Origin of the sequence: Lactobacillus jensenii DSM 20557 (assembly GCF_001436455.1) — a bacterium.
Taxonomy (GTDB): domain Bacteria; phylum Bacillota; class Bacilli; order Lactobacillales; family Lactobacillaceae; genus Lactobacillus; species Lactobacillus jensenii.
The window spans coordinates 1-11,797 of record NZ_AYYU01000032.1 but is presented as its reverse complement, the minus strand read 5'-3'; the positions used below and the strand labels follow the sequence as shown (position 1 = coordinate 11,797).

Genomic DNA, 11,797 nt, shown 5'->3' with positions numbered 1-11,797 from the left:
GAATCGACTAAAAACTTTTTTTATTTTTTCTGAAAAGAGTAAAAAAAGAGAAGCTAAATAGCCTCTCTTTCTCTAATTATCAGAATTAACCTAAAGTATCTTCTTTAGTAATCTTAGTCATACCATGCATATATGGAACCAATACTTCTGGTACAGTTACACTACCATCTTCGTTTTGGTAGTTTTCAAGAATGGCAGCAACAGTTCTACCAACTGCTAAGCCTGAACCGTTCAATGTGTGAACAAGCTTAACTTTACCATCTTCATCACGATATCTAATTTGTGCACGACGTGCTTGGAAATCAGTACAGTTAGAACAACTTGAAATTTCACGATACTTGTTTTGTGCAGGCATCCAAACTTCAAGGTCATAAGTCTTAGCACTAGTAAAACTTGCATCCCCAGTTGATAATGCAACAACGTGATATGGTAAGCCTAGCTTTTGAAGCAAGTGTTCAGCATTATGAGTCAAACGATCAAGTTCGTTCCATGATTCTTCTGGCTTACATACCTTAACCATTTCTACCTTGTTAAATTGGTGCATTCTAATTAAACCACGAGTATCTCTACCTGCACTACCTGCTTCACTTCTAAATGCTGGAGTTAAAGCAGTCACATTAATAGGAAGTTTTTTACCATCAACAATATCACCTCTAAAGTAGTTAACAAGTGGTACTTCTGCAGTTGGAATTAAAGTTAAGTTTAATGGCTTATCAGGATCATCGTTATCTACGATAGTATATACATCTTCAGTAAATTTAGGGAATTGTCCAGTTCCTTGCATTGAATCGTCATTTACAAGATAAGGTGGAATAACTTCAGTATAACCTTCTTTAGTATTTTCATCTAAGAAGAAGTTGTATACTGCTCTTTCAAGTAAAGCACCTGCACCCTTGTAGTAAACAAAACGAGCACCTGAAACTTTAGCAGCAGTATCAAAGTCTAAGATATGTAAATCATCACCTAAATCCCAGTGAGCCTTAGGTTCAAAGTTAAACTTAGTTGGTTCATTCCATTTTCTTACTTCTTGATTGTAGCTTTCATCTGGACCAATTGGGTCAGAATCATCTGGGAAATTAGGTAAACGAAGTAAGATGTAGTTTTGCTTTTCAGTAAGTTCTGCAACTTCTTCATCAAGCTTCTTAATTTGTTCACCTACTTCACGCATTGCCTTGATTGCGTCATCAGCGTTTTCTTTATTGCGCTTTTTGGCAGCAATTTCTTTTGAAACTTCGTTACGCTTTGCCTTTAATGCTTCAGTTTCACTTAACTTAGCACGACGCTTTTCATCAATAGCTACAACTTCATCTAATTCTTCAGGCTTAATGCCCCTTGTAGCCAATTTTTCTTTTGCCCAATCAAGGCGTTCACGAATAACCTTAATATCTAACATAAAAAACCTCCGAAAAATAAAAAAGCCGACCCGTCCCATCACTGGGACGAATCGGATCACGGTTCGCGGTACCACCCAAGTTCAGCCTAAACTAGGCCACACTCATTACTTTGCGATAACGGCGCAAACCGTGCAACTATTAATTGCCCACTTTAAGAAATCTGGAAACGACGTTCATCCGCTCACACCAACCGCGGACTCTCTGAAGCTGTCTTAGGATTTCGCGTTTACCTAAATTTTAACATGAAAGCGTAAATTTGCAATTATCTGAGCGTAAAAGATAATAATTTTCTTTTTTAGTTTCAGATGAAAACAAATTAGGATAACTTACTTGATATATATACTCAAATCCTATCTTCTTTAACAACTGAATTGAAGCATCATTATCTTGAAAAACCCCTGCCCATATTTCTTTCATCCCGATCTTATTAAAGGCATAATCGCAGACCAGCTCCAAAGCCTCTTTCATTAATCCCTGATGCCAATATTTTTCATCAAGTAAAAAACCAACTTCACAGGTATTTAATAAACTAGGACTGGCACCTCGTTCATACAATTCAACCATTCCAATAAGTTTGCTATTTTCTAAACTACATATTGCAAAGCTATTTTTTCTTTCAGCTAGTAAAGTTGCTCCACGCCTTGCTGCTGTTAAATCCTTATATTGCGTAAAACGTGCTTTTTCAAAATAGACGGGATTCTTACTCCATAAAAAAAGTTGTTCTCCATCTTCTTTTATAAAACGTCGTAAATAAATTTTCTTTCCTATCACTTTTTAAAAATACCAAATAACCATTTAGCCCCGTATAATAATCCAAAACTATACGCAGCAATTGTCCATGGCTTCCCTAAAATAATAATCCAAAAATAAGTCCAAAATTTCATTTGAGTTAATCCCGCTAGCATGCACAAAACATCATCAGGTGCAGCAGGGGCTACAATACAAAGAGCGAAAAACCAATTAAATTTTTTCTGATTTTTTGTCCACTTAATATACTTGTCTAATGTTTCTTCAGAAACTAAATGCAAAATAAATGGCTTTCCATATCTTCTTGATAAATAAAAAATAATAAATGAACCAAGACATATTCCAACATAATTGTAGACAAATCCCCAAATTGGTCCAAAAAATACTACTCCAGCTAAAAGAGAAACTCCTCCAGGAATTATTGGTATCACTACTTGAACAATTTGAATTAATACAAATAGCAAGGGGCCAACAATTTTCTTATCAGCTAAGTATGCCTTCATTTTATTGGGATTAGTAAAAATCCCTAATTTCCACCAATAAATAACTAAAGCAATGATTACAATAAAAGATATTAATGTTAAGACATTAATCAATTTTCGACTTTTTTCAGCAGATAATTGCATTTTTTCCGCCTTTCTATCCTACCTAAAATATTTTATCAAATGTAAATCAATAAACTAAAACAATTTAAAAATACACTATTTTCTTATCAAAATTAAAGTATTTGTTATTTTTTTAAGATACCAATTGTTTTTATTGGCTTTTTATATGCTTTTTTTACTATAATAGCCTCGAAACCGCAAAAGAAAGGAATGGATTGATGGTAGTCATTAAGCAAAATGTCATATATGACTCTGAACATGATTTAAGAACTGATATCTATTTTCCTAATGATACTAGCTCAAAAACTAAAATATTAGTTTTTTGGCATGGTGGTGGATTTATTCGAGGAACTAAAGATGATTGCAAAAATTTGGGCATTAAATTTGCTAATGCAGGATTTATGACCCTTATTCCTGATTACAGACTTGCCCCTCGAAATATATTTCCCGCTGCTCACCAAGATGCAAGAAATTTTATCGATTGGTTATTAAACTCAAGTTATACTGACTCAGATGATCAGAAAAATGTAGTACAAATTGGAGCAAGCGCCGGTGGCACTTTAGCTTTACAACTTGCTGGTTTTTACGGTTTCCCAACAGTTACTTGGTCTGCACCAGTCGATTTTTATAATTGGATGAAAAAGCATAAAAAAGTTTTGCCATCCCCAGATGCTAGAACAGAATTAGGAATAAGTGATCCTGATGAAATAGCTGCTTCATTTTATAAATACTTTACTGTAACTTACATTGGAAGTAACAATTATGAAGCTTTACAAGAGTTAGATGCTGATTCATATGATTATCATAACCTTAATCAGTTAATGTTAATCAATTCTAGTCATGAATTAGTTGAACTCAGTGGTGTTTTTAACTTTATCCACTTTTTAGCTAATTCAGGACATGAAATACAGCTTCTTACTTTACCTGGCTCAGGTCATGCTATGGCCTATGCAAATGACTATATAGATGAATCGCTAGATTTTCTCTATCAAGCCATAAAAAGGAATAAGTAGAATGTTGAATATAGATAAGTTTGTACAAATTAGAAAGTCTCTGAAACTATCTCAGACAGAGCTATGTTCGGGTATTTGTACTCAGTCCACTTTAAGTAAGTTTGAAAATAATGGTTTAGTTCCATCATTTAAGATTTTGAATCAATTATGTGAAAGAATGAATATTTCTCTTTCAGATTTAATGGGACCATCAGATGAAACGGGAGTTACAGAGCAATTAATAGAAGCAGATTTTTCACTAGTTTCATATGACTATGAAAAACTTGCAAAAATTATGGCCAAGATTAAGCAAAACACTTTAAAAAAGAGTGATGATAAGTTTCATTATCAATACTTAAAAGGCCAAGTTGCTCTTTATGAAAAAAATGAGCCAATGAGTGCTCTTTATTATTTCAACGGTATTTTAACTGCAGCTGAATTAAAAACAGATAGTATTTATCGATTATTGGCTTTAAATGGTTGCAGTGAAGTATACTTCAGTCAAAAAGAATTCGATAAAGCGAAACATTACTATGATCAAATAAAAAATGAAGTTTTAAAATTTAAAGTCAATAGTAATGAAGAAGCAATTCAAGTTCTTTCTATCTTGTGCACTGCTGGAGAATTTTATGGTGAACAAGGTGACTATAAGCATTCCGACAAATTATTAAATGCTGCATATGACTTATGTGCAACTCGTCACCTAGTATTTTTCTTAGCTAGAACTTGTCTGCGTTTAGGGCAAAATATTATTGCACAAAATGGTGATACCCAAAAAGCAAAAGAAAGATTTTATGATGCTATTGCTTTTGGTCGACTTAATGATAATCGACAAGTAATTGAATATGCACAAAGTGCCTTAAAAAGTTTATAAAAAAGGAGTCTGGATTTTTCCAGGCTCTTTTTCATTAAAAAATACGATATCCAGTAACTGGGTTACTCATACATGAGTTAAAGTCATATGTTTTTAGCTTTTCAAATTCTGTATTTCCATCAATTAAAGTTGTTACACCTTGGGCAAGCATTAAGTTCATTTTCTTAACTTTATCAGGATTTTCTGTAAATGGGACTAAAATAACTGGCTTGTGCATTGCACGCATATAGCCAATTTCAAAAGCACTTCCATCATCAATATTATCCATATCATATAAAAAGACACCTACATTAGCATTTACTAAGCCAGTAATGTCGTTTTGATAAGTAGCAAGTTGCCATTTTAAACTTGGAATACCTGCTTTAGGATTTGGTTCTTCAGGATCAACAAATTCATAATCAAATGGAAAATGAACCCTAACAACAGTTGGATTTTCTGCTAGATATTCTTGAGCTAATTTCACTCTCTTTTTTTGTGCATCATTATAAAATGGTGTTCCTAAATACACATTGCCAGTTGAAATTACAGTCATTATTTTTCCCCTTTTTCATTTTTTATATCAATATTTTAGCAAAGAAATTTTTTAAATAAAAAAATTAACTCTCTCTTGAAAACGTTTTATAATAAAAATTATAGTCTTTTTAAAAAGAGGTATTTACATGTCAAATTATCAATCCATTAATCCATATACAAATGAAGTTTTCGCAGAATATTCTAATCCAAGTAGCCAACATATCGAACAAAGTATCAACTTAGCCAATTGCTTATACAAAAAGTGGCGGCATGAGAGTCCTAAATCAAGAAGCAAAATTTTAAATAAAATTGCCGATAATTTCGAAAATAACCGAACTCAAATGGCAACAATTATGACAAAAGAGATGGGAAAACTTTATGTTGAAGCATTAGACGAAGTTGATTTATGTATCAATATTTGTCGATACTTTGCCCAATATGGTCCTGATATGCTAACTTCAGTCCCATTAAACTCTTCTTTAGGTAATTCGTACTATCTCAAACAATCAATAGGGGTTATTATGGCATGTGAACCTTGGAACTTTCCTCTTTATCAAATTATACGTGTCTTCGCTCCTAATTTTATCGTTGGTAATCCTATGATCTTAAAGCATGCCCATAATGTTCCAAGATGTGCCGCTTTAGCAGAGAAAATTATTAAACGAGCTGGCGCTCCTGAAGGTAGTATGATGAATCTATACTTATCATATAAGCAATTAGCTGATGTAATCAGTGATAAGCGAATTAAAGGGGTTGCATTAACTGGCTCTGAACGAGGCGGTGCCAGTGTTGCTATGCAAGCTGGTAAATATCTAAAAAAATCAACTATGGAATTAGGTGGTAATGATCCTTTCATCATTTTGAATGATGCAGATGATGCTCTACTCAAAAAAGTATTAAAAGATGCGCGTACTTATAATTGTGGTCAAGTATGTACTTCTTCTAAAAGAATTATTGTTTTAGAAGATAAATATGATCAAGTTCTTAATGAATTAAAGAACATTTTCTCCAATTTAAAACCTGGCAATCCGATGGATTCCAGCACTACATTAGCTCCTTTAAATTCAGAAAATGCTAAAAAGAAGTTAACTAACCAGGTTAATGAAGCTTGTGAAGCTGGCGCTACTATTTTTTATCAATATCCTGAGATTAATGAAAAAGGTGCTTTCTTTAGACCGATAATTCTAACCAACATCAGCAAAGTAAATCCAGTTTTTGACCAAGAATTATTCGGTCCTGTTGCTTGCGTATACAAAGTAAAAGATATAAACGAAGCTATTGAACTAGCTAACGATTCCAGCTTTGGCCTTGGTTCTTCTATTATTAGTTCTGATATTAATAAAGCTCAAGAAATCGCTAGTCAAATCGAAACTGGAATGACAGTTATTAATGGACGCTGGATAACTGCCCCTGAACTGCCCTTTGGTGGTGTCAAGAATTCAGGCTATGGTCGTGAATTAAGCGAACTTGGACTTAACGCATTTATTAATGAACATTTGGTAATTGATTGTACTAAGATAAATAAATAAACTGTACTAAAATACCCTCCTAAAAAATTAGGAAGGTATTTTTTTATATATCTTTTTTATCTTTAATGAGATTTATCAATGTCAACACAGTAGTTAATACACTAGTAAAAATTAATAAATAATAATTAACGGCAATAGCTGTTAATGTAGATATTAATTGCTTAGTTAAACTACCAAAAGTTGAAATAGCTGTAGTCCTAGAAGAATAAATTATTAACCCCAATAATAAAATTGTCTCAACTAAGGCAAAAACAAAAGCTCTTACAGTTTGATTTTTCAATAATCGATAAATAATGAGGAACGGTGTAATTACTATATAAACCCAACCAATATAGACTAGTACCGCAAAAATAGTTTGAGATGATGAAAATTGATTATTAGCAAAAGTAAGAATTGTCCTAGATAATGAGTTGGTATTCTCAGATTTTGAAAAGAAAATAAATAAGCTAATCAAAGAAGTTAATATTGCTCCCCAACGATAAACACTAGCACTTTTAGGTAATCTAAATTGTTTTACTTTTCTAACTTTTTCTTCCACTTCAGGATGCTCATTAATTATTCGTTCTCTTTGCCTATCCGCTCTTTCTCCAAACCGTTCTCCAGTTTTATTAAGGTCAGCAGTTAGCTGTTTATCAACAGTATATTGCTTAACAGGAGTATCTCTCTTACATACCCAGAACAGCCAACCTAAAAGCAACAATAAGCATGTCCATCCTAATTCAGGAACAATACTAGTAAAGACCATTAAAATTAATCCAGTTACAAAAACAATTGTTGAGTTCTTATGAATCCATAAAAGCATCTTTTGAAAAATTTCTTTTAATGGCAGCTTACTTACTGTATTCATCAAGTTTGTTGAGTTTTCCTTTTGAATTTGGCTTCTACTCATCCCTTGTTTAACTTTTGTAAACTCTGCCTTATTTTGCTCAGCTTCTTTTGAAAATGTATAGCCACAATATGTACAGACGGATTCGTCAATTTTTAACAAGTGACCACAATTTGGACATCTTTTCATTAATTAAAACCTCTAAAAATTTTATTTACTAATTACCATTATAATTTTTAAATTTATTTTGCATAGAAAAAAAGACTGTATTATACAGTCTTTTTTTCTTTCTAAATTTAATGCTTAGACTTCTTGAATCCTTCATAGGCTAATTTTACAGCTGCAGACAAAAGAATTGGCATCAAAATTACTAAAATAGCTAAACCGACAATTACTGTTATTGCAACTTCAATTAAAGTTGGAATACCTGATGGAATAAGTGCCGCAAAGGTTCCACCCAAAATTATAGCTGCACTAATTACAACCGTACCAATAATTGCACTTGCATGAACCATTCTTTCACTTGCAGTTGTTTCATCTAATTCACGATATCTCATCATCAAGAAAATAGAATAATCAACACCTAAGGCAATAATCATAATAAAGCTAAAGAATGGAGTATTCCAAGTAAGCATATCCTTACCCATAAAAGCCTTGATAAACCATTCATTAATAGTTAATGAACTGAAGTAAGCAATTAATAAAGTACCAAGAATGAATACTGGTTGGAGTATTGATCTAGTCACCACAATTAAGGCTAAGCCAATTCCAACTAACATTATTATTGCTGTTCTAGTAAAGTCTTTAGAAGCTGTTTGACGAGTATCTTCAATTCGTGAACTTTGTCCTCCCATTACCACTTCTGCATCCTTTAAATCAGTTCCAGCAAGTGATTTCTTAACCATAGCACTAAGTTTATGTGACTTAACCGCAGCTTTGTCAGAACTTGGATTTGAATCAAGAACCACAATAATCTTAGTCATTTTCTTATCATTGCTCATGTAGTTATTAATTGATTTTTGGAATAATGAGCTCTTTAAATACTTCCTTGGGATATAAAATTCATCACTAGCTGCAGAATTTGCAAGACCTGATAAGTATGTAGTTCCTTCACCCAAGCCAGAATTTACTTTATTAATTCCATCAGTAAGCACTGGTGAATTACTATAAAGTTTTTGAGCTCCATTAGTAATTTGTGAACTACCAGTAGAAGCACTTGATACAGCACTCTGAACTTGATTTAAGCCTGAAGATAACTTAGTAATAGCTTGATTAGCACCTGGTAAAGCAAGGTTTGATGCTGTTGCTAATTTATTAACTTCAGTTTGAAGAGTGCTAATTTGGCTACTCAAACCAGATAAGCCTTGAAGAGTTGTAGCAACATTGGATAAGTTATTTCCTAAGCTTTGATCAGCTAAACCTGCCGCTTGCAAGTTTGCAGCTACTTTTTCTAATGATGTAGTTGCTGCACTAGTCTGCGCTTGAACTTTACTGTTAACTCCTGACAAAATAGTCATTAAAGCTTGTTCCATAGCTTGTTTTTGTTGGTCATTCAAACCTGCTTTAGCTTCTACAGCACGATACTGAGCTAAAATTTGACTAGTATCAGTTGAAGTTGAACTTGTTGAGGCTTGAAGCTGTTTAAGAATTTCACCTGCAGTAGTTAAATTGGTCCCAATTAATTTAGCATTATTACCTGCATCAGTTAAATTGTTAGTTAAACTAGTTGTATCAATTGAAGCACCTGAACTACGTAAGGCTGAATTTAATTCTTGGATACCTTGATTGATTTGAGGTAAAGCCGATTGTAATTGACTTAACTGACTTTGATTAGCTGTTGATAATTGGCTATTAAGTTGGTTAGCCATTGTGTTTAAGCCATTAGTTAAAGTTTGAGAACCAGATACTAATTGTCCTAAACCATTAGTCATTTGACTTGAACCATTACTTAATTTAGTCAAGCCACTTTGTGCTGAACCTACACCTTGAGTTACAGTATTAAGTTGCTTATTTACATAGAGCTGATTAACTTTTTCACCATAAGGTTGCGTTACAGAAGTAACTAAACTTACTCCTTTACTTGCTTGCAGTTGACGTGTAGCTTCATCAATTAATTTTAAGTCTTTTTCATTATCTAAAGTATGCTTTGACTTTATATAAAGATATGATGGCATTGCCATCCCTTTAGAAAAGTGTTTTTGAACTACCAATAATCCAGCTTTTGAAGGTGTATCATTACTAATTTCATCTGTATCATCATAATTAAGATGACCACTATAAAGTGCCATAAATGGTGTAACAATTAAGAATGTTACGATGATATGCAAAATTGGTCTTTTTACTGAATTAGAAGCAAGGAAAGTCCAAATCTTACTTTCACTTTCACCTTCAAACTTTTTAACTGGCCAAAACATCTTGGCACCTAAACTCATCATAAAGAATGGATTTAAGGTTAGTAAGACAAGTAACAGTACTGCAACACCAACTGCAACACCAGTAGCTGATTGATAAATTGAAAACTTAGCTAAAGCTAGTGCTGAAAAGCCAATTAATATAGAAGAGCCTGAAAACAGGATAGTTTTTCCTGCTTTATGCAAGGCATCTTTAGTTGCTTCACCAACTGCTAAACCATTACCTAAATTCTCTTTAAACTTATCATATAAAAGAATATTGTAATCAGTACCAATTCCGAATAACACAATTACCATAAAAACTTGGGTAAAGTTGGAAAATGGGAAGTTAGCATTTTTTACTAAATTCGTTACAATTGAAAAAGCTGTTAAGAAAGATACTCCCACTGTAAATAAAGAAATCAATGGGACAATTGGGGATCTGAAAACTAAAACTAAAACAATAAAAATAAAAATTATCGATATTAATTCTGTTTTCTTAATTCCTTCTTGAATAGATGCAGAAAAGTCATCGTTTAAAATATCTGCACCAGTTACATAAGTTGCGACACCTTGAGTTTTAATAGCTTTTTGCAACTCTTTATTAATATCTGAAATAGTTCCATGTGATTTTGAAACATTTAACTGAACAAGCCAAGTCGTTTTATCATTAGACTTTAAACGCTTCTTAGTTGCAACATTATCATTAGGAGCTAAGATATTTTTTATTCCGTATTTGTCTTTATTTTCTTTTAAATCAGAAATTGTCTGATTAATTGCTGATTGATTAGTTTTAGTTAACTTTCCATCTTTTTTATTAAAAACTAACGCAATCTCATATGTATTCTTAGTTTTATTACTCCATTCATTATTGAAAGTTTGAGCAATAGTAGTTTGTGTATCTGCAGGTAATTTTATTTCAGCGTGATCACGGGTTAGCTGATTAACATTGGGTAATGCAACAATAGATATAACTAAAATCAGCAACCAGGCAATCAATGAAAATACATGATTTTTTATAAACTTTTGCATTGTTTTCCCCCTTCTAAACCGTTTCTATTAAACGCAATATCATTTGATGATAATTAGAATTTCTTTCTTCTTTACTTTCTCCGCTAAATATAGCTGAACGGTCAAAGAAGACATACCCTAAAACTGCACCAACTAAAGCATGAACTGATATCGGTTCATCTTCATCAGATTTTAGTTTAGTTCCTAGCTCAATAACTTTTAAAAGCTCAATATTGATCTCTGCATCACGTTCATATTCATTTAAATGATATAAAATTGCAGCCAACGCACTATCTTCTAGTAAATAGTCACGAATCAAATCACAAAACTTCAATATTGCTTCTTGACCTGACATACCTACTAGATTTTCCTTCAAGTTTTCATTCAAAGCCTTAATTCGATTAGCACCGACAAGTGATAACAGTTGCGTACGATTATCAATATAATGATATAAAGACTGAGAACGAATCCCTAATTTTTTAGCAAGGTTAGGAAATGTAACAGCTGCTATCCCCTGCTTATCTATTAACTCGCTAGTAGCAGCTAATACTTTAGATAAATCTAACGTCCTTTTCTTAACCAATATTTTCACCTCCAATTATCAACAAAAAATAATATACCACGATACAATGTAGATTTCTTTCTACACTTTGTAGATTAGTGTTACAAAAAAAGACTTAGCTAATGCCAAGTCTTAATTTTGATTAAACCAATTACTAATTGAAAATCCTAATTCCGCGAAAGAACTATTGTCTTTTGAAGTAACCGCAATAATATAACTATGTTTACTTGTATTTACTAAAGCAACTGCTGATTTATTATCACCTATTTGAATTATAGTTGCATTATTTATTTTACTTACTAGTGGACTTTTTACAGAAAAAGTGAAACTGTCAAATTTTTTGTGTAAATAGAT

At 32.5% G+C, this 11,797-nt stretch carries 10 protein-coding genes and 1 pseudogene; 3 read left to right on the top strand and 8 right to left on the bottom strand.

Features of this window, described 5'->3' with window-relative positions; genetic code table 11:
• Positions 1 to 85 precede the first annotated feature (85 nt).
• The 3 genes from serS to FC45_RS06915 form a co-directional block, all read right to left on the bottom strand.
• Entirely contained in the window at positions 86 to 1,393 is a 1,308-nt protein-coding gene (serS, locus tag FC45_RS06925; RefSeq protein ID WP_006588220.1) for a serine--tRNA ligase, read from the bottom strand.
• 238 nt (positions 1,394 to 1,631) lie between these two features.
• Entirely contained in the window at positions 1,632 to 2,165 is a 534-nt protein-coding gene (locus FC45_RS06920; RefSeq protein WP_006588219.1) for a GNAT family N-acetyltransferase, read from the bottom strand.
• Positions 2,162 to 2,767: a TVP38/TMEM64 family protein gene (locus tag FC45_RS06915; RefSeq protein WP_006588218.1), complete on the bottom strand. Its 606-nt coding sequence runs from the start codon at positions 2,765 to 2,767 to the stop codon at positions 2,162 to 2,164. Before FC45_RS06915 ends, FC45_RS06920 begins: the two co-directional genes overlap by 4 nt.
• A gap of 197 nt (positions 2,768 to 2,964) precedes the next feature.
• Between FC45_RS06915 and FC45_RS06910 the strand changes: the two genes are divergently transcribed.
• Positions 2,965 to 3,759 carry an alpha/beta hydrolase gene (locus FC45_RS06910; RefSeq protein WP_006588217.1) on the top strand — a complete coding sequence of 265 codons (795 nt, stop codon included), beginning with the start codon at positions 2,965 to 2,967 and terminating at the stop codon, positions 3,757 to 3,759.
• Position 3,760: 1 nt separating this feature from the next.
• Positions 3,761 to 4,612, top strand: a complete 852-nt coding sequence (locus tag FC45_RS06905; protein WP_006585644.1) for a helix-turn-helix domain-containing protein — start codon at positions 3,761 to 3,763, stop codon at positions 4,610 to 4,612.
• 34 nt (positions 4,613 to 4,646) lie between these two features.
• On the opposite strand, the gene FC45_RS06900 is transcribed toward FC45_RS06905, so the two are convergent.
• A complete protein-coding gene (locus FC45_RS06900; RefSeq protein WP_006588216.1) occupies positions 4,647 to 5,144 on the bottom strand; it encodes a nucleoside 2-deoxyribosyltransferase in 498 nt (165 codons plus the stop codon).
• Between the two features lie 127 nt (positions 5,145 to 5,271).
• On the opposite strand from FC45_RS06900, the gene FC45_RS06895 reads away from it, so the two are divergent.
• Positions 5,272 to 6,654: an NAD-dependent succinate-semialdehyde dehydrogenase gene (locus tag FC45_RS06895; RefSeq protein WP_057706493.1), complete on the top strand. Its 1,383-nt coding sequence runs from the start codon at positions 5,272 to 5,274 to the stop codon at positions 6,652 to 6,654.
• 43 nt (positions 6,655 to 6,697) lie between these two features.
• On the opposite strand, the gene FC45_RS06890 is transcribed toward FC45_RS06895, so the two are convergent.
• From FC45_RS06890 to FC45_RS07885, 4 genes and pseudogenes are all read right to left on the bottom strand, one after another.
• Positions 6,698 to 7,669: a zinc ribbon domain-containing protein gene (locus tag FC45_RS06890; RefSeq protein WP_006588214.1), complete on the bottom strand. Its 972-nt coding sequence runs from the start codon at positions 7,667 to 7,669 to the stop codon at positions 6,698 to 6,700.
• A gap of 107 nt (positions 7,670 to 7,776) precedes the next feature.
• Positions 7,777 to 10,902: an MMPL family transporter gene (locus tag FC45_RS06885; protein ID WP_006588213.1), complete on the bottom strand. Its 3,126-nt coding sequence runs from the start codon at positions 10,900 to 10,902 to the stop codon at positions 7,777 to 7,779.
• A gap of 13 nt (positions 10,903 to 10,915) precedes the next feature.
• Positions 10,916 to 11,464, bottom strand: coding sequence for a TetR/AcrR family transcriptional regulator (locus FC45_RS06880; protein ID WP_006588212.1), 549 nt, complete (start codon positions 11,462 to 11,464; stop codon positions 10,916 to 10,918).
• Positions 11,465 to 11,575: 111 nt separating this feature from the next.
• Positions 11,576 to 11,797, bottom strand: a pseudogene (locus FC45_RS07885) (hypothetical protein); the annotation flags it as partial.